Below are 19,729 nucleotides of genomic sequence, written 5' to 3' on the forward strand. Positions count from 1 at the left end.
TCGAGAATGGGTTTTCAAATTGAAAACAAAAATTGACACTGGTTAAATGTCAGTTGTTAAGCGTTTCAAACGTCATATTCTTATATTTAGTAACACTTAATGCTTTTGAAAAATTGAGCAGAAAATTTATCGTTTCTGCTTTCGGACCTGTAGGTTTCACTGGTTCTGGGAAAGATTCATTGTAAAGTTTTGCCATGCTAGTTAATTAGATTAGTTTCCAATAAAACGAGCATTAAAAGCTTTTATTATACAATTCCTTATTTTTTAATTAATTACCTAGTTAAAACAATGTTATGCTTGTCAATTACTTTACGTAAATTAATAAGTGCATAACGCATTCTACCTAATGCGGTATTGATGCTCACATCAGTACAAGCAGCAATTTCTTTAAACGACATTTCTTTAAAAATACGCATGGTAAGCACTTCTTTTTGATCTGCTGGTAGCTCTTCAACTAGCTTGCGCACATCTTCATGCATCTGATTTGTAATCATATCATATTCCATACTTTCTTCTCCATCACTGATGACGTCAAAAATATCAAAATCGTTACGTGATTGGAATTTAGGCATACGCTTATTACGACGGAAGTGGTCTATAACAAGATTATGTGCGATACGCATTACCCATGGTAAAAACTTACCTTCCTCATTATACTTTCCTTTCTTAAGCGTACGAATCACTTTAATAAAAGTATCCTGAAAAATATCTTCGGTAATATCTCGATCCATTACCTTAGAAAAAATAAAACTGTAGATTCTTTGCTTGTGGCGAGTGATTAAAACTTCAAGTCCTTTCTCGCTTCCATTAATGTACTGTTTAACCAAAACAGCATCTTTCACATTTTCAATTTTCATAATATAACAACTTAATTGATCTCAGTATTTGAGCCTTCGATCAGATTTTTAAAGTAATGTTATACTATACGCAGAGTGTTTAAAAAATGTTAACGGGATAAATATAGCAACATTTATTCCACTTATCCAAAATTTGATAACTTAATTTAACATTTAAATTACAATATTCGATTCTTTCAAGCAAAAACTCACACTTATCTTTGTAGCTATGCCTGAAACAAAATTGTTTGCCGATATAGATCAATTAAGCCCTAAGAAGAACATTCTTATAAAAGGGGCTGAGCTTCATAATCTCAAAAGTCTAGACGCTGTTATCCCTAGAAATAAATTAGTGGTCATCACTGGTTTATCTGGTAGTGGTAAATCATCTTTAGCTTTTGACACCTTGTATGCTGAAGGTCAACGTCGCTACGTAGAAAGTTTATCTTCTTATGCAAGACAGTTTCTTGGACGGTTAAACAAGCCTAAAGTAGAATATATAAAAGGTATTGCTCCTGCAATTGCTATCGAGCAAAAGGTAAACTCTACAAATCCACGATCTACTGTTGGTACTACAACAGAGATTTATGATTATCTCAAATTACTCTTTGCTCGTATAGGTCACACCTACTCTCCTATCTCTGGTGATGAAGTAAAAAAAGATACGGTTACTGATGTTGTCAACTACGTAAAAGAACAAGAAGAAGGTTCTAAGCTATTGCTTACTACTAGATTGATAGTTAAAGGTAAGAGAGATATTGCAGAGCAACTTCAAGTCTTACAACAACAAGGGTATACGCGTATTAAAATTAACGATTCAGTTCATAGAATTGATGAAGAAAATCTGACGTATTCTAAAAAAGACGAAGTAAAAATAGTTGTAGATCGTATTATAGTGCGTGATGATGAAGATTTTTATAATCGCCTTGCAGACGCTATTGACACAGCTTTTTTTGAAGGAAAAGGAGTTGCTTTTATAGAATACATGGATGGTAGCAAAGTCCGTGAGTTTACAAATAAATTTGAACTAGATGGGATAGAATTCCTAGAGCCTAATCCACATTTATTTAGTTTTAATAATCCATACGGAGCTTGTCCTAAATGTGAAGGTTATGGCGATGTCATAGGAATAGATGAGGATCTTGTGATTCCTAATACGGCACTTTCTATCTATGAGCAAGCAGTTTTCCCATGGCGCGGCGAGAGCATGTCGTACTACAATAATCAACTTATCAAAACTGCCGATAAATTTGATTTTCCTATCCACCGACCATGGTTTGAGTTGACAGATAAACAAAAACAGTTGGTATGGGATGGAAACCAGTATTTTGAAGGAATTCACAGCTTCTTTGAAGAGCTCGAGGCGAAAGCTTATAAAATTCAAAACCGTGTGATGCTTTCTAGGTATCGTGGTAAAACGAAGTGTAGCAACTGTAATGGTGCTCGATTGAGAAAAGAAACCAACTACGTTAAAATTGCTGGTGTTACTATCACCGATTTGGTAACTATGCCTATAAAAGAACTGGTTCCGTTTTTTGAGCAATTAGAATTGAGCCAAAACGATCAAGATATCGCTAAGCGATTACTCATTGAAATCAACAATAGGCTGGCTTTTTTATCAGATGTCGGGCTTGATTACTTGACCTTAAATCGCAAATCTAATAGCCTCTCTGGTGGAGAATCACAGCGTATTAATCTAGCGACTTCTTTGGGAAGCAGTCTCGTAGGTAGTATGTACATTCTCGATGAGCCTAGCATAGGACTGCATCCACGAGATACTAAGCGATTAATAAAGGTTCTCAAGAATTTACGTGATTTAGGCAATACAGTAATTGTCGTAGAACACGATGAAGAAATAATGCAAGCAGCAGATGAAATCATCGACATCGGTCCTGAGGCTGGAACGCATGGTGGTGAAGTTGTTGCCGCAGGAAATCTTAATGAAATATTGAAATCTGACAGTCTAACAGCACAATATTTAAATGGTTCTATGGAGATTCCGCTTCCGCGAAAGCGAAGATCACATAAATATTATATAGATATTAAAGGTGCGAGACAGAACAATCTTAAAAACATAGACGTAAGATTCCCGTTAGGAGTTTTGACTATGGTTACTGGAGTTTCTGGTAGTGGAAAGTCTACTTTAGTAAAGCAAATTCTTTATCCAGCCATTTTAAAAAAATTAGGTGGTTATGGTAAAAAAGCTGGGCAATTCACTGAGATTTCTGGCAAATTTGAAAACGTAAAAACAGTTGAATTTATTGATCAAAACCCTATAGGTAGAAGTTCGCGATCTAATCCTGTAACTTATATAAAGGCGTACGATGACATACGTAACTTATTTGCAAATGAGAAAGTTGCAAAAATAAGAAACTATAAACCAAAGCACTTTTCCTTTAACGTAGATGGCGGGAGATGTGAAACTTGCAAAGGAGATGGTGAGGTAACCATCGAGATGCAATTCATGGCAGATGTTACTTTGAAATGTGAAACCTGCAATGGAAAACGTTTCAAAAAAGAAATTCTTGAAATCAAGTTTCATGATCATAACATAGACGACGTTTTAAACCTTACCATCAATGACGCCATTGAATTTTTTGAAACTAATCAAGAGGCCAAAATAACTAGAAAACTTAAGCCTTTACAAGACGTAGGTTTAGGTTATGTAACTTTAGGACAAAGCTCCTCTACTCTATCTGGTGGTGAAGCACAACGTATTAAATTAGCTAGCTTTTTAGTAAAAGGTACTACATCAGATAAAACGCTTTTTATCTTTGATGAGCCTACAACAGGACTGCATTTTCACGATATCAATAAATTGCTAGATAGTTTTAATGCTCTAATAGAAAAAGGACATTCAGTTATTGTAATAGAGCACAACATGGATCTTGTTAAATGTGCAGATCACGTCATTGATCTAGGACCTGAAGGAGGAAAAGCTGGTGGACATTTAATAGCTGCTGGAACGCCAGAAGAAGTTGCAAAAGTAAAAGACAGCTACACAGCACCTTATATTGCAGAGAAATTGAAGTAAATTCCTAGTTTAGGTTTAAACTTATTACATTTGATTGTGAAGCAATTCACATAACCAGCTGATTCATGAAAAAAATCAATCTACGACTAAGACGTAAAGCAACGCCCAAATCCACCGGTACTGTATTCCAGCCACCAGGAACTATTTCATACGTGGGAGAAGAAAGAACTGGTGAAGTGACCACAGAAACCATTCTTTACGATGTGGACCACTACTCAAAACAGGATGGGATATTTTTAGATCAGCTTAAGGAAGATCGTGTCAACTGGTTTAACATTGACGGAGTTCATGATATTAAACTGCTAGAAAAAATAGGGGCTAAATTTCACTTGCACCACCTACTTTTAGAGGATATAGCAAATACAACACAACGACCAAAAACAGAATTTTACGACAATCATATTTATCAATGCATCAAAATGATTTCTTATGATGCCGAGAATAATGAACTGAATGAAGAGCAAGTAAGTATCATTCTTACTGAAGATGCCGTAATTTCTTTTCAAGAAAAAACTGGCGACGTTTTTGAAAATATACGAGATAGAATTGAAAATAGCCGCGGCCGCATAAGAGGCGTTAAAAGTGATTACTTATTTTATGCATTAATCGATAGTATCATTGACCATTACTTTTTAGTTATTGAGCAAATAGGCGAATATCTTGATAGACTGGAGGATGAAATTTTTATCGAACCTACTAAAGATTCTCTCAATCAAGCGCAAGATAATAAACGAATGTTGTTGAAATTGCGCCGTGCGATATTTCCTTTACGAGAATCCATATCTAGATTACTAAAAGAAGATAGCTCAATTATAGAAAAACGAACTCATGCCTACCTACAAGATGCTTATGATCACTGTATCCAAATCATAGAAACTGTAGAAACCTATCGAGAGATAAATGCTGGTCTTAGAGACATGTATTTATCGAGTGTGAGTCATAAAATGAACCAAATCATGCAAGTGCTTACTATCGTGTCATCACTATTTATTCCTATGACATTTGTCGCTGGAATTTATGGGATGAACTTTGAGCACATTCCAGAATTGACATGGGAGCACGGTTATCAATATTTCTGGATCATCAACGCTGTCATATTTTTTACTTTACTCGGTTTCTTTAAATGGAAGAAATGGATTTAAAGAAAAGTTTCATATTAATATTATACTTCTTAGTTGTTATGGCTGCTTTTATTAGCTGTAAAAAAGAAACATCTGAGAATGATTCTTTAGATCTTAGTCAGAAGCTACAACAAGAACAAACTATTGATACAACTGATAATAGAAAGCCATCCATTCCTCAGGAGCAACCAAAACCTCATAATAAATTAAGTGAGAGACCAATTCAAAAATATGTCAACGCAGCTTCTGGATTAAATTTTAGAGATGCGCCAAATGGAAAGATACTCGGTAAGTTTCCATTTAATTCTAGCATCGCTATAATTGGAACTACTGGAGTTTACGATACCATACAAGACGCTGGAAAAAAAATTACTGGGGAATGGGTAAAAGTAAAAACTTACAGTACATCTGTCTACGTATTCGATGCTTTTTTAAGTGAATCCTACACGGAGCAAGAAATGCTCAAGTCTGAACTACGCATATTTTCTATGATGACATATAATCCAGATAAAAATTATCCTTTTGTTTCATTAGGTGATGCATTCATGGGAAATTATGATGATAGCAATGTTAAGACTTTGGAATTAAACTTTACTAATCAAAAGGACTGGACAACCTTGTCAAAAAAAGATCGTAAAGAATATTTAAAATTTCTTCAACTTCATGAAAACGAGCAAGTGCACGTTTACGACTATCATAGAAATAAGTATTTTAAATTTGCTATCAAGGAACTTCCATTAATAGCTGTTAGTGCGTACTACGATACAGATTATTATATAGGTTTTGATTTTAAAAACAAAATACAATGTGATGTAGCATGCCACCAGTCCTTTGTAGCAATAGGTAAAGAGAATCCTTTTTCTGAAGAAGGTGTCACTCCTATTTTATGGGAAGCTATTGATATTAAGAAAATAGAAAAACCAGTTCTTGTTTACTTTCACCATTATATGAAAGATTATGATATAAACGAGGCTTATATTTTCCGTCTGGACGGTCATGAATATCAGTATTTGCAGATTTCCTTTGAAACTCAAGAATTACCGCAGCGTTATGTTATCATAAAAGATAAAAATGGGAGACTTATCAGACAGCACCATCTTACAAGTAGTGAAGGCCATGGCCCAACAGGATTTATCAGGAAAGGTGATGCTGATATGCCATATTCACAACAGTATGCAGGAAATTTATTTCAAGGTAAACCTCAAGTATATTTTAGTTTTATAGATGAATATTACGATTGCAATACAATAGAATTTGTTGACACCACAATTCCTCCTATCAGAATCTCGTGCGATAACAGACATTAAGCATATCTGCTTTGATTAATAAAAAAACGTTAAATTAAACAACTTAACTGACATACTGTGCATGCATAATAGTTTGGCACAGCTATTGCAACATTATATATGAAGGTTATTAAGAGTAATTTTCATAAGTTTTTTGGTTGGTTAGTAGGAAATCCTGAGGTGTCATTTATGACTACTTGGGATTTCTTCATTTATGGAATGTTTTTAATCTCGCTTTCGCGAAAGCGAGACCTCAATTAAATTCTTTCATATAAAGGACAACCAAAACATTTAGCTTTCTGATCGATTGTAAAGATGACAGAGAGCTCATAAATCCCGCCAGTACGACCTAATCTGGAAACATTAACATCGTGTGATATTCCAAATTTAAAATTCTCGTATTGTAAACCTCCGATCAAATTTATACTAGTCAATAAATGAGAGTTTGCAGAATTACGATTAGGGTTTGTTGCTACGATGGCGCCTATATAAAATAAGTCTATTACAAACATGGAGCCTATATCAAACCGGTTGTAATTACCTTGCTGCATATAGTTTGCTGTAAGTAAGAGTTTAGTAGAATAAGGTAAAAATCTTAGATTAAGATAATCTGCTAGCTTCAGTTCATATCCTGCGGTAAAAGCCGCTAAAGGATTTAAAGGTAAGTTGCCACCAGGCGCAAGTGAAATATTAGGACGATTGAGATGTTTGAGAGCAATACCAAACCATAAGTCTTCATTATTAAATAACAATGATGCACTTACATCTAAGTAGGAAACACGGTCATTAGGGTCTAAATTATCTATAGAAATAGGGTTTATTGTATTGCTGCCTAAATCGATTTGATCTTCTAATACTATATTATTAAAATTAAAGGATTTAAATCCATAGCCTAATTCTAAACCTGGTCTAAAAACCCATTGATCTGTGAGCTGTACTTTGTAAGCATAAGCTAGATTGAACTGACTCAGACTAAAATTAGTAAACCGTTCTCGCTGACTTAAAAAATTCACTCCTATCCCACTGTTCATCGTTGGCACCCAAGTATTAAAATTAGCATAGTCGCTATCGACTCTAAAATTAAGATCTGGCCACTGCGTGCGATGTAATATTCCAGCTTTTGTAGTTTCTTGAAAACCGGTAAATCCAGAGTTGAGCGTTTCAGGAAATAAATAGTACTGAGTAAAAATAGGGTCTTGGGCAAACAACTTTAGAGAAAAGCAACATGCCATACATATGTATATAATCTTAATTCTCATAATTCTCAGTCGATTTTAATGAAAGCTCCCTCGGCATTTATCTCTTCTCCGTAGAATGTTTTTGCAGTTAATTTAAAATAGTAATTACCGTTTTCGGCTTCACGATCGTTAAGTAATCCGTTCCATCCAGCTATTGTTGCTCCAGATTCAGAAAAAATGAGTGAGCCCCACGTATCATAAATATCAAAGCGCAATTCTTCGAGACCTTCCTGAATAGGTCTAAAGTTATCGTTAAGGCCATCATCATTAGGTGTGAAAGCTGTTGGCATTAGGAGTTTGTAACCTTTTGTAATGAATAAAGTTCTTACAAAAGTTTTAATACAACCGTAACCATAAACTACTGTTTGGATAACCGTATACTGCCCTGGAGTGGTATAAGTATGAATAGGGTTTTCATCGTTTGAAAAAGCTCCGTCTCCAAAGTCCCAAGAAATACTATTAAAGTCCTCTGTGGAAGTATTTGTAAATTGAATGGGATCAAGAATCGAATATTCCCCTAAAGTTATAAATCCTATTGATTCAGAGTTGAATGAAGGCTCGCCTATGCGTTCTAAATCCACATCAAAGTTAAATGTGCCGATACAACCACGTGAATCCACCGCCTCAAGGATAATCAATCCATTTTGATTTGTAGACATGAATTGATTATTTGCTCCAGAGACATTTCCATTAGACCAATTAAAGGTAAATGGAGCTACTCCACCACTGACGACAGCTTCAAAATTTTGTTCTACCGTACTAGTATCACAATCTACAGTTAAAGAATCGGTTACTGAAAGTTCTATGGGCGCTGGTCTTACAACAGTAAAGCTTGATGCTTCAATACATCCTTCACTATCTGTAACAGTCACTAAATAATTTCCTGAACTGATATTATTTAAGTCTTCGGTTATAGCTCCGTTTGACCAATTGTAGGTATAAGGAGGCGTTCCTCCAGAAACTATTAGGTTAATAGCTCCAGTATCTCCATTATTACAATCTAGGGCGTTAGTAACATTGGCGTCTACTACAAGTGCTTGAGGTTCTATAATTATAAATGTTTCAGTTATAAAACAAGGCGTTCCATCTTCTATGGTTACCGTATAAGTACCAGGACCTAGATTATTTCTATTAACTCCAGAGGTACTACCGTCATTCCATGTAAGAGTAATAGGCTGTAGTCCACCTACTAAGTTTAGTGCTATACTTCCATCGTTAGCTCCTATGCAAGAAATATTTTCTACAATTGGACTAATATCAAAAATTGGAGCTTGAGGAATAACAATACTTATTAGTTCAGTACATCCTAATCGATCTGTTACAGTAATGTCATAAGTACCAGCACCTAAATTTGCTTGAAAAAAACCAGTTGCGAGATTACTCCAATCAGCAGTATAAGGTCCACCATTTCCACCAGAGACATTTAAGGTAATAGAAGCATCATCTGCCCCAAAACAAGAAATAGATGTCTGAGAAGCTGCTATCATAATCATATCAGGTTGCAAAATTTCTAATCCTGATAGTTCCGTAATTCCTCCATTGCCATCTGTAATACGTACAGTAAATATTCCTCCGGATAAGCCTGTAAAAGTTTGACTCAACACATTTGAATTTGCAACGCTTCCTACAACTGTTCCCGATGCATTGATAATTTCAAAGGTATATGGGGCAATTGATTCTTGAGTTATATTTACACCTATTGCTCCATTCATATCGCCAAAGCATTCTAAATCCAAATGAACGCTCAAGTCTTCTTCAAATAGCAACTCGGCCGGTTCAATTAAGACAAAATCTAAAATAATAGGTGCGCAAGAACCGTCATCTATAGTGACTTGGTAATTTCCAGCTACAAGTGAGTTAATATCCTCTGTAGTGGCAATAAAACCATTTGGACCTATCCAATTGTAAGAAAAATTTCCAGTCCCGCCAGAAACTGTTAAATCAATAGAACCATCATTTGCTCCGAAAGAACTTACGTTAAAGCCATTAAAGTCTGATACTATTGTAGAAGTAGTAATCTCTGGATTAACGGTTATTGAATAATCATTAGCTGGTCCTTGACAACTAGAAGCTCCCGTATTAAAGGTAGCTGTCGCAGTGTATACAACAGTTAAAGGCACTGTCGTTGAATTATTTAATGTTTGAACTGGTATTACATCTGTTCCAGATAAGGTTACACCTGTGATACCAGCTGGTACATTTGCTGTCCAAGAATATGAAACATTTCCAACAATTGTGGAACTCAAACTTACACTAGTTGATGTATCAGAATTACAAAGGGTTTGATCATTTATGCTAAAATCTACAATCGGTGTTGGAAACACATCTATACTCACTGTAAAGTTATTTCCAGAACATGAACCAGCAACAGGAGTAACTGCATAAACTACCGTTCCAACTTGAGTAGTTGAGTTAGTTAAGTTTTGTGTAAAATCACTTTGAGGGACAGTCTCATTGGTGGCACCAGTCACCACTCCTGTCGGAGAGTTAGTTAAAATTGTCCATACGTACGTAGTGTTAGCAGGAACCGTATTCATTCCTCCTTGTAATGGATCCATCGTAAACACATCTGTAGTACAAATCACATAATTTTGGTTTGCGATACTTGGAAAGTCCGAGATAGTAACCTCTGCTGTATCAGAAAAGATTTGTGGGCAGCCTCCAGATGAGAAGGAGATTTCACAATAATAGTAAATAGTTCCCAAATTAGTATTCGGTGGCTGATAAGTATCTGCATTGGCACCAACAATAGGTGATCCACCTACCGTACTATCTAACACATTACTATACCATTGATAATTAGGTAATGAAGCTCCGTTAGTAACCGTTACACTCAATGGATTAATTGATTCACCTAAGCAAATACTATCATCTATAGGTTGGTTCGTTATTACAGGTGCTGGTATTATGATAACTTCAGCAACATCACTTACGATGTCACAACCTAAACCAGTCTGTGAAATTTCACAGTAAAAATATGTTGTTCCTACTATTGAAGCATCCGGAATATAGCTATTTGACGTTTCTCCTGTTAAAAGTGTGCCACCAATAGTAGTGTTTGATGTATTACTAAACCATTGGTAAGAAAAGTTTCCAAGACCACCTATAGATGTTACCGATAACGTATCTGTCATAGCACCTTGGCAGTGAGTTTGTGTTGTAACTGGTTGGCTGGTAATTACTGGTTCATCTACAACTATAACTTCTGCCGGATCGCTAATTATTGTACCACAACCACTCGCGCTAAAATTTATCTCTACGTAATAATAAAAAGTACCAGCGGTAGTAAATGCAGATGGTGTGTAGGTCATCTGATCTGCTCCAGAAATAAGAGTTCCTCCATTATTAGAATTAACTGTATTACTGAACCATTGATATGTGACTGTTCCAGCACCATCCATAAAGCTTAATGTTAAAGGAGAAATTATTCCTCCTACACATAATTCTTGTGATTGGGTAGGTTGATTCACTATGGTAGGAATGGGAAGTATTTCTACTTGAGCAACTTGAGTTAAAACAGAAGTACAACCTCCTTGTGAAAAGAATATCTCGCAATAGTAATAGTTTACTCCTAAAGGTGAATTAGGTGGAGTAAATACTGCTGAGGTAGCACCTGAGATGGAAGTACCTCCAATCACACTATTTATAGTATTACTATACCATTGATAAGTAAGCGTTCCTCCTCCAGATGCAATAGAAAATGATAAATCGGTAGTTGTACCTCCAAGACAAATTTGTTGATTTGACAAAGGCTGTGTAGTGATTACAGGAGCAGGAAGAACATCAAAATTAACAGAGGCATCGCAACCATTTTCATCAATAAATGTGATTAATGTGGTTCCACCTGTTATACCGGTCACTGCACCAGTGGAATCTACAATTGCAATTGAAGTATCTGTTGAAAGCCAACTATTACCCATCGTTGATGAGGTCAGTTGAGTTGTTTCACCTTGACAAACTGATAAATTACCTGAAATACTGGTTTCCGGATGGATAGTAAAAGAAACTGTATTTGCAGTTGTAGGACCGCATTCATTATCAACAGTAAGATCAATAAAATATGTTCCAGGCGCATTGTAAGCAATATTTAATGGATTTGGATCAGTTGAGCTTGACGGAACACCTCCGGGAAAACTCCACAGGTAACTACTAGAACTCGTAAGTGGTGCGCAATTATCTACAGCAGCTGTAAAAGATATTAAATTTGATCCTGCATTATTACAAATATCATTTATAGGGTTTATGGTTACTATTGGAGGTTGTTTAACAACAATATCTTGTGGTGTAGAGACCACATCACCACAAGAGCTACCAGAAATAGTAGATTGGAGAGTGTAAACGCCAGGTGTAATGAACTCAAAAGAAGGTTCTGGTGAATTTATGTTAGTACCATTAGTAAAACTCCATACCTCTGGTAAACTACCACAATAGATATCTTGATAGCTAACGTTCCATTGATAAACTAACGGACTGCAAGCATCTGATGTAATCGTATTGTTAGTAGTTGATACTTGAACAGGAAAACAACCTTCTATTGTATCAAATACGAAGTCTGGAACGATAGGGTTTTCAATACAAATTTGATTTGAAACGGAATCCATTCCACAAGCTGAATTTGTAGAAAGTGTCACTGTATAAGTACCTGGTGTAGTGTACGTATGCACTCCATTAAGCGGCGTTGGAGAAGGCACCTCTATGGGAGTAGTTCCATCACCATAATCCCAAGTATAAAAAACATCAGACGAACAGTTTGGTCCAAAACCAACCTCAGAGGTATTAAAAAAGGTGACCTGGTTGCTTACGCATGCAGATTCAATATTGACAAAATCGGCAATAGTTTCTGAAATAACTGAAATCGGTCCTACTTGACCTGTTGTTATCGAACACTGATTTTCAATTTCTAAATTTACAAAGTATTGCCCTGGACAGCTAGTTAATAAGTATTCATGAGGTACAACAAAAGGTGATGTCAACGATGGAGCTCCAGCAATGAGTTGTGATTGAGAATAATTTACGGTATTTCCATCTCCAAAATCAATTCTATATTCCGTATCTAAGGAATTGGTGCCCCAATTAGAAATACTAAAATCCAAAATTCCAGAAGGCGCACAAATATTAGTTGTGGAACCAGGACTATTTATTCCACCACTGGGATTTGAAATATTAAGAACTTGATAAGTCTGACTAGCTGAACATTGCCCTGCAACTGATGGCGCTGTGACTACCATGTTGTAAACTCCTAAATCAGCATAAGTATGTGAAATTGGAAACATTACATTATTTGATATTGTTGTGCCATCACCCCAATCTATAGTGTATAATGTGCTTGCATTATAGCCTGTAGGTATACCTGTCTGAGCAACGGTTATGGAATAATTTGTTCCAGCATTATTACAATTATTAAATGCTCCATTAGGATTTCCTGGAGATTCCGTGATGTTTAAATTTGGCTCTGATATTATGGTTACAAAATTACTTACCGTTTCAGTGCAACCAGTCGAAGAACTAACGATAAGAGTCACATTAAAATCCTGAGACATACCAGATCCAACTGCTGAAAAAATATGTATTGGGTTTTGTACATTAGAAAAGTTTCCATCCCCAAAATCCCATTCATACATTAATGTTCCCGATCCCATCCCACTAGTACTAAAATTTACTGGCTGTCCAGAACAAACATTATTATTAAAAGTGAAATTTGCATCCAGATCATTTAAAACAACATCTATAGTTACAAATTGACCTGGTGTTAGAGTAGCGCTAGAAATTTGATCAGATACACTGATTAATTCATAAACTTGAGCTCCTAAATTTGTAGTTGGAACATCAACAACTACAGTGTTTGAATTACCTACAGTTGTAACCGTTTGAACCATTCCAGATCCAAGTCGGTATTCAAAAGTATATGGCCTTACGCCACTCTGACCTCTAAAAGTAATAGGCACTGTTCCCGAATTTTGACATACAGTAGTCGACCCTGAAATAGTTGCACTTGGCATTATAATAGACAGATGATTACTTGGGGTTTCATCATCTATTGTTACTCTTTCAATTGCAGAAGAAATTGAAAAAATGTTAAGACTTAAAAAAAGTACAGCGATCTTATTCATAACCCATCGTTTAACTTTTGTGTACAATTAGTAAGATGAAAAAAATAAACCTATGCATTACTAACTATTTCTTATAAAAGCACTTACAATTCTATACTTTTAAATCGAGAACTTAACAAATTATTAAGTTTTTTCGGTGAAAAACATTACTTCAACTTATTTCTTAACATCTGATAATCATTTATTTAATATTACAAGTATAAAACTGAGGAGTGAAAAATTTATTTACTTTTGAATTATGAAAAAACTAGCTTACATAATTGTACTCCTTTCAATCATTGGATGTAACAAGGATTCGGATAAAAATTCTAATCTAGAAACTACTAAAAAGAAAGTTATTGAAAAGGAGTTCCAATTCCCAAATGACTACTTAGGTATTTATAAAGGTGAACTACTAAATACATCGAGCAACGGTACTGAAAAAATACCTATGGAGCTGCATTTATTAAAAACGCAAGATTCTATACGTTTTGATTATAAAATATTTTATGGTCAAGAAAGATCTGAAAGAGGTTATACGCTGGTAAAGACGGAAAATCCTAACATATACGAACTAGATGAAAATAATGGGATTGTATTACCTATCGCCTATTCTAAAAACACTTTATTTAGCACTTATGAAGTAGCTGGTAATTTGTTAAATAATAGTGAGGTCTTCTATGAAGATAGAATGGATTTTATGATTACTATGTCAAGCCTCAAGACAAAAGAAGCCGCTGGAGAAGCTGAAGGTTATCAAGTAACTAGTTATCCTGTATTAGTTATGCAACAGGCCACACTTTACAAAATCAAAGAATAAATAAACCATTAGGGTTATTATTTTAATTTAGTAATAATGCATGTTTAATATTGAATAATAATCCTGCATAAAAAAATGCCCTATATAAATAGGGCATTTTAAATAATTTATAGTTTTAGTCTAAGCAAATGCTGCGGCAACGCTTGCGCTCAACCTTTTATAAACGCCTCCATCTAGACGCTCACGTATACCTTCAAATGCTGTTAGTGTTTCTTCAATATCCTCCATCGTATGAGACGCTGTAGGAATCAATCTTAATAATATCAACCCTTTAGGAATCACAGGATAAACGACGATAGAACAAAATACACCAAAGTTTTCTCGTAAATCTTTTACTAAAGCCATTGCTTCGGGAATACTTCCTTTAAGATAAACTGGAGTTACACATGACTGTGTTGTTCCTATATCAAAACCTCTATCTTTTAAACCATTTTGTAATGCATTTACGTTTTCCCATAACTTTTCTTTAAGCTCTGGCATAGTGCGTAACATGTCTAAACGTTTTAAAGCTCCTACCACTAATTGTGATTGAAGAGACTTCGCAAACATTTGAGAACGCAAATTATATTTTAAGTAATCGATAATTTCTTTATCGGCAGCAATAAAAGCACCTGTACTTGCAAGTGACTTTGCAAATGTTGCAAAATATACATCTATTTGATCTTGTACTCCTTGCTCCTCTCCTGCTCCAGCACCAGTTTTACCTAATGTTCCAAAACCGTGTGCATCATCTACAAATAACCTGAAATTATACTTTTCTTTTAAAGCAACTATTTCTTTAAGTTTTCCTTGCTCACCACGCATTCCAAAAACACCTTCAGAAATAACTAGAATACCACCACCAGTTTGCTCAGCAATTTTAGTAGCACGTTGTAAGTTCTTTTCAATACTATCAAGATCATTGTGCTTATAGGTAAAACGCTTTCCATGGTGCAAGCGCACTCCGTCTATGATACAAGCGTGAGCATCTACATCATAAACGATCACATCATCTTTTGAAACTAAAGCATCAACTGTAGAAACCATTCCTTGATAACCAAAATTCAATAAATAAGCCGCTTCCTTATCGACAAACTCTGCTAATTCGTTTTGAAGTTGCTCATGTAAATCAGTATGGCCGCTCATCATGCGAGCACCCATTGGGTAAGCGCTACCGTACTCAGCTCCAGCTTCAGCATCAACCTTTCTTACTTCTGGATGATTTGCTAGCCCTAGATAATCATTTACACTCCATGTGATCACTTCTCTACCGTTAAATCGCATGCGGTTTGCTATAGGACCTTCTAACTTAGGAAATACAAAATATCCTTCAGCTACACTCGCCCATTTTCCTAATGGTCCTTTGTCTTTGTAAATTTTATCAAATAAATCTTTCATGTCATAAAATTAGGCTACAAATATACGATTCTAATAATAATTAGCTTGTGTATTATGCGTGCATAGTAAATAAGTTAATAACAACAATCTATTGATAAATAGACTATTAAATAGTGTAAGGAATTTCACTTTCGCGAAAGCGAAATAAAAAAATCGCTATCTAATTAAAAGACAGCGATTAATACAATGTTAAATATATGAAGTAGGATTACTTTATGTACTCTATATGTTGCTCATTTGCGGTAGACTTTGAATCTACAAAGCCTTGTTCCTGCATCCACTGATCGTTATAAATTTTACTCATATATCTTGAACCATGATCAGGAAATATGACGACCACATTAGAATTTTTATCAAATTCACCTTCTACTACTAGTTGCTTTACAGCCTGCATAGCGGCTCCACTTGTATAACCTACAAAAAGGCCTTCAGTTTGTGAAATTTTTCTGGCCATGTGAGCGGCATCTTCATCTTTTACTTTTGTAAAGCTATCAATTACATCAAAGTCTGTTGCAGTAGGGATTAAATTTTTACCCAATCCTTCTATGCGGTAAGGATAGATTTCGTCCTTATCAAACTCTTGAGTTTCGTGGTATTTTTTAAGAACACTACCATAAGCGTCTACACCTAGAATTTTGATGTTAGGGTTTTGTTCTTTTAAGAAACGAGCCGTTCCTGAAATAGTTCCACCTGTACCACTACAGGCAACAAGGTGTGTAATTTCTCCAGCAGTTTGATTCCATATTTCAGGACCAGTGGTTAAATAATGAGCTTCGGTATTTAAATCATTAAAGTACTGGTTGATATATATACTATTTTTTATCTCATCGTGTAATCGCTTTGCAACTTGATAATAACTACGTGGATCATCTGCACTAACGTTAGCTGGGCAAACATAGACTTTTGCGCCCATAGACTTTAGCATGTCTATTTTATCAGCACTAGATTTTGAACTTACGGCAAGGATGCAATCATAACCTTTGATGCGACTTACCATTGCAATGCTAAAACCTGTATTACCAGACGTAGTCTCTATTATGGTATCACCTGGTTTGAGAATTCCTTTTTTCTCAGCTTGTTCTATAATATGTAATGCAATGCGGTCTTTTGAAGAATGCCCTGGATTAAAGGCTTCTGCTTTTGCGTAATAATTACCTGGAAAACTTGCTACGGTTTGAGAGAGCTTGATAAGTGGTGTTTCTCCTATCAATTCCAGTACATTATTGTACGCTTTAATATTGTTACTCATATTTAGGGTTTTGCTTAGAAGCTCAACATCAGATTTTGTTTAATAAACAAGCATTTCACAATGTTTAAGTTTCCAGATATGCATTCGTTTTTGCACAAACGTTGCAAATTTACATAAATTTATCTAGCCTTTCCTATTTTCTAGATCTAGTAAAAAAGCGAAATCGATTGCGACCTCTTTAAGTGCATCATACCTACCTGATGCACCGCTGTGACCACTAGCCAAATCGGTTTTGAACAATAACAAATTGTTATCTTTTTTCTTTTCTCTTAATTTTGCGACCCATTTTGCCGGTTCCCAATATTGAACTTGAGAATCGTGATAACCGGTAGTAACTAACATGTTAGGATAATCTTGTTCCTTCACTTGATCATAAGGAGAATAGCTTAACATATAATCATAACTATCCTTATTATTAGGGTTTCCCCATTCATCATATTCACCTGTAGTAAGCGGGATACTATCATCCAGCATAGTTGTCACCACATCCACAAATGGGACTGCACTCAAGATGCCGTTGTATAAATGAGGGGCCATATTAATGATAGCGCCCATCAACAATCCTCCAGCACTGCCACCAGAGGCATAAAGCTGGCTGGCTGAAGTATATTTTTCCTGAATCAAATACTCACTACAAGCAATGAAGTCCGTAAACGTGTTTCTTTTTGAAAACATTTTACCATCTTCATACCATTCCCTTCCTAAATACTCGCCACCTCTGACGTGTGCTATCGCAAAAATAAAACCTCTATCCAGTAAACTCAATCTAGATATAGAAAAATAAGGGTCGATAGTATGACCATAGCTTCCATAACTATATTGCAATAATGGATTTCCTTCTTCTTTAATTAAATCCTTCTTATACACTAAACTTATAGGAACTTTCACTCCATCTTTTGCCGTTGCCCATATTCTTTCAGATTGATAATCATCTGCATTAAAATTAGGATCTTCTATAGGTTGCGTTTTGAGAATGACTTCTTCCCGAGTCTCCATATCAAACTCGATGACTGACGGTGGTAAAGTCATTGAATTGTAATTGTACCTCAATTTCTTAGTTTGAAACTGAAAATTGGCACTCGTAAATGCAGTGTAAGTCTCATTTTCAAAAGGTAAAAAATAATCTACCGTATTATCCCAAGCTTTAATCCTAATACGATTCAAGCCATTAAATCGATCTGAAATAACAAAGTAATCCTCAAATAAATCGAAGTCTTCTAACAACACCTCTTTATCGTGCGCAATAAAATCCTGCCAGTTTTCCATTTCTGGAGTTTCTATAGCAGTTTTCATGACTTTAAAGTTAGTTGCACCATCCTTATTGGTCATGATGTAAAAGCTGTCCTGGTAATGCGACACGCTATATTCCATCACGTCTTGACGTTCCTGCACTATTTTAAATGTACTATCAGGAAAATCGGCATCTATAAATCGTACCTCGTCAGATAAAGTTGCTGATGATTTAATCATGATAAATCGCTCCGAAAGAGTTTTGTAAACAAAGCAATTAAATATTTCATCCTTTTCTTCAAAAACCAATTCATTTTCAGTCGCTGGAGCGCCTATTTTGTATTTAAAAATTTTATTGGCTCTTAAAGTCTGTGGATCTTTTCTTGTAAAAAATAAAGTTTCATTATCATTTGCCCAGACAGATCCTCCTGTGGTCAGTTCTAGGTTTTGGTCAAGAGTCTCTCCTGTTTCTAAATTCTTAATGAAAATAGTGTACTCGCGACGGCCTTTAGTATCTATACCATAGGCTAGCATTTTATTATTAGGCGAGATATTGATAGAAGTGAGTTTGTAATAGTCATGACCTATTGCCATTTCGTTTACATTAAAAAGCAATTCTTCCTTTTCTTCACCATCTTTTCTTCTGTAGTAATACGGATAGCTTTCACCAGTTTTCATTTTACTGATGTACCAGTAGCCATTTAATAGATAAGGCACGGACTCATCATCTTCTTTGATGCGGCCCTTGATTTCTTCAAATAACTGCTCTTTCATTTCATTAGTATGCTCAGTAACCTTTTCATAGTAAGCATTCTCACTCTTTAAATAATCCATCACTTCTGGCGCATCGCGTTGCGTCATCCAGTGGTAATTATCAATTCTTTGATGACCATGCTTATCATGGACATGGGCAATTTTCTTTGCAATAGGAGCCTTTAAGGACATAAATTTCTGGTAATTTAAAGCGCTGCAAGATATAAAATAGAGCAGCATTTGTGACTATGTTATCTAGATAGTTATTTTTGTAAAAAATGTATGAAAAAGTTCCGCTTTCGCGAAAGCGAGACTACAAATAAACTTAAATAAAGAAACTATGTTTGGAGATATTTCAGGTATGATGGGTAAGTTAAAAGAGGCTCAGCAAAAAGTTGAAGACACAAAAAAAAGAATGGATACCGTTTTAATAGACGAGCAGTCTAACGACGGATTACTAAAAGTAACAGTGACTGCAAGTCGCACCATCAAAAACATTGTTGTGGCAGACGAGCTTCTAGAAGACAAAGATCAATTAGAAGATTATCTTGTAATGGTCACTAATAAAGCACTTTCTAAAGCCGAAGGTATTTATGAAGCCGAAGTCGCTGCAGTTGCAAAGGATGGAATGCCTAATATTCCAGGAATGGATATGTTTAAGTAATAAAAGTAAGAGCAAAATTAATAGATCTTTGT

13 protein-coding genes are annotated in these 19,729 nt (G+C 35.4%); 6 read left to right on the plus strand and 7 right to left on the minus strand.

From position 1 onward, the window contains the following. Window positions 1–49: 49 nt before the first annotated feature. Window positions 50–196: a hypothetical protein gene (locus DDD_RS18120; protein ID WP_015364106.1), complete on the minus strand. Its 147-nt coding sequence runs from the start codon at window positions 194–196 to the stop codon at window positions 50–52. Between the two features lie 76 nt (window positions 197–272). After that, a complete protein-coding gene (locus tag DDD_RS16520) occupies window positions 273–857 on the minus strand; it encodes an RNA polymerase sigma factor (protein WP_015364107.1) in 585 nt (194 codons plus the stop codon). Between the two features lie 208 nt (window positions 858–1,065). Here DDD_RS16520 and uvrA point away from each other — a divergent pair, with 208 nt between their 5' ends. The 4 genes from uvrA (at window position 1,066) to DDD_RS18065 (ending at window position 6,538) form a co-directional block, all read left to right on the plus strand. Then, window positions 1,066–3,870, plus strand: a complete 2,805-nt coding sequence (gene uvrA, locus DDD_RS16525) for an excinuclease ABC subunit UvrA (protein WP_041567237.1) — start codon at window positions 1,066–1,068, stop codon at window positions 3,868–3,870. A gap of 65 nt (window positions 3,871–3,935) precedes the next feature. Further along, the gene (corA, locus tag DDD_RS16530; protein ID WP_015364109.1) at window positions 3,936–5,012 is read left to right on the plus strand and encodes a magnesium/cobalt transporter CorA; all 1,077 of its coding nucleotides are present in this window, start codon (window positions 3,936–3,938) and stop codon (window positions 5,010–5,012) included. Beyond that, a complete protein-coding gene (locus DDD_RS16535) occupies window positions 5,003–6,298 on the plus strand; it encodes an SH3 domain-containing protein (RefSeq protein ID WP_015364110.1) in 1,296 nt (431 codons plus the stop codon). The genes corA and DDD_RS16535 overlap by 10 nt, the downstream gene beginning before the upstream one ends. 99 nt (window positions 6,299–6,397) lie before the next feature. Beyond that, window positions 6,398–6,538 carry a hypothetical protein gene (locus DDD_RS18065; RefSeq protein ID WP_015364111.1) on the plus strand — a complete coding sequence of 47 codons (141 nt, stop codon included), beginning with the start codon at window positions 6,398–6,400 and terminating at the stop codon, window positions 6,536–6,538. Here DDD_RS18065 and DDD_RS16540 read toward each other — a convergent pair. Next, window positions 6,535–7,536, minus strand: coding sequence for a PorP/SprF family type IX secretion system membrane protein (locus tag DDD_RS16540; protein ID WP_041567238.1), 1,002 nt, complete (start codon window positions 7,534–7,536; stop codon window positions 6,535–6,537). The two genes, DDD_RS18065 and DDD_RS16540, sit on opposite strands and share 4 nt — an antisense overlap. Before the next feature lie 5 nt (window positions 7,537–7,541). Then, window positions 7,542–13,625, minus strand: coding sequence for a T9SS C-terminal target domain-containing protein (locus DDD_RS16545; RefSeq protein WP_041567239.1), 6,084 nt, complete (start codon window positions 13,623–13,625; stop codon window positions 7,542–7,544). 238 nt (window positions 13,626–13,863) lie between these two features. Between DDD_RS16545 and DDD_RS16550 the strand changes: the two genes are divergently transcribed. Further along, window positions 13,864–14,424, plus strand: a complete 561-nt coding sequence (locus DDD_RS16550; RefSeq protein WP_015364114.1) for a hypothetical protein — start codon at window positions 13,864–13,866, stop codon at window positions 14,422–14,424. A 120-nt stretch (window positions 14,425–14,544) separates the two neighbouring features. Here DDD_RS16550 and DDD_RS16555 read toward each other — a convergent pair whose 3' ends face one another. The 3 genes from DDD_RS16555 to DDD_RS16565 all read right to left on the minus strand — a co-directional run bounded on the left by DDD_RS16555 (window position 14,545) and on the right by DDD_RS16565 (window position 19,225). Then, window positions 14,545–15,801 carry an aminotransferase class I/II-fold pyridoxal phosphate-dependent enzyme gene (locus DDD_RS16555; RefSeq protein WP_015364115.1) on the minus strand — a complete coding sequence of 419 codons (1,257 nt, stop codon included), beginning with the start codon at window positions 15,799–15,801 and terminating at the stop codon, window positions 14,545–14,547. Window positions 15,802–16,009: 208 nt separating this feature from the next. After that, a complete protein-coding gene (locus DDD_RS16560; protein ID WP_015364116.1) occupies window positions 16,010–17,050 on the minus strand; it encodes a PLP-dependent cysteine synthase family protein in 1,041 nt (346 codons plus the stop codon). A 123-nt stretch (window positions 17,051–17,173) separates the two neighbouring features. Then, complete coding sequence (locus DDD_RS16565; protein WP_015364117.1) at window positions 17,174–19,225, minus strand: S9 family peptidase; 2,052 nt, start codon at window positions 19,223–19,225, stop codon at window positions 17,174–17,176. Between the two features lie 148 nt (window positions 19,226–19,373). On the opposite strand from DDD_RS16565, the gene DDD_RS16570 reads away from it, so the two are divergent. Further along, window positions 19,374–19,697 (plus strand): YbaB/EbfC family nucleoid-associated protein, encoded by a 324-nt coding sequence (locus DDD_RS16570; RefSeq protein WP_015364118.1) that lies wholly within the window; start codon window positions 19,374–19,376, stop codon window positions 19,695–19,697. Window positions 19,698–19,729: the final 32 nt, after the last annotated feature.

The sequence above is a fragment of the Nonlabens dokdonensis DSW-6 genome, from assembly GCF_000332115.1.
Classification (GTDB): Bacteria; Bacteroidota; Bacteroidia; order Flavobacteriales; family Flavobacteriaceae; genus Nonlabens; species Nonlabens dokdonensis.

What these genes read in the sequence shown, in the direction of transcription:
- DDD_RS18120 (WP_015364106.1), bottom strand. Translation starts at nt 196, where the DNA reads ATGGCAAAACTTTACAATGAATCTTTCCCAGAACCAGTGAAACCTACA.
- DDD_RS16520 (WP_015364107.1), bottom strand. Translation starts at nt 857, where the DNA reads ATGAAAATTGAAAATGTGAAAGATGCTGTTTTGGTTAAACAGTACATT.
- uvrA (WP_041567237.1), top strand. Translation starts at nt 1,066, where the DNA reads ATGCCTGAAACAAAATTGTTTGCCGATATAGATCAATTAAGCCCTAAG.
- corA (WP_015364109.1), top strand. Translation starts at nt 3,936, where the DNA reads ATGAAAAAAATCAATCTACGACTAAGACGTAAAGCAACGCCCAAATCC.
- DDD_RS16535 (WP_015364110.1), top strand. Translation starts at nt 5,003, where the DNA reads ATGGATTTAAAGAAAAGTTTCATATTAATATTATACTTCTTAGTTGTT.
- DDD_RS18065 (WP_015364111.1), top strand. Translation starts at nt 6,398, where the DNA reads ATGAAGGTTATTAAGAGTAATTTTCATAAGTTTTTTGGTTGGTTAGTA.
- DDD_RS16540 (WP_041567238.1), bottom strand. Translation starts at nt 7,536, where the DNA reads ATGAGAATTAAGATTATATACATATGTATGGCATGTTGCTTTTCTCTA.
- DDD_RS16545 (WP_041567239.1), bottom strand. Translation starts at nt 13,625, where the DNA reads ATGAATAAGATCGCTGTACTTTTTTTAAGTCTTAACATTTTTTCAATT.
- DDD_RS16550 (WP_015364114.1), top strand. Translation starts at nt 13,864, where the DNA reads ATGAAAAAACTAGCTTACATAATTGTACTCCTTTCAATCATTGGATGT.
- DDD_RS16555 (WP_015364115.1), bottom strand. Translation starts at nt 15,801, where the DNA reads ATGAAAGATTTATTTGATAAAATTTACAAAGACAAAGGACCATTAGGA.
- DDD_RS16560 (WP_015364116.1), bottom strand. Translation starts at nt 17,050, where the DNA reads ATGAGTAACAATATTAAAGCGTACAATAATGTACTGGAATTGATAGGA.
- DDD_RS16565 (WP_015364117.1), bottom strand. Translation starts at nt 19,225, where the DNA reads ATGTCCTTAAAGGCTCCTATTGCAAAGAAAATTGCCCATGTCCATGAT.
- DDD_RS16570 (WP_015364118.1), top strand. Translation starts at nt 19,374, where the DNA reads ATGTTTGGAGATATTTCAGGTATGATGGGTAAGTTAAAAGAGGCTCAG.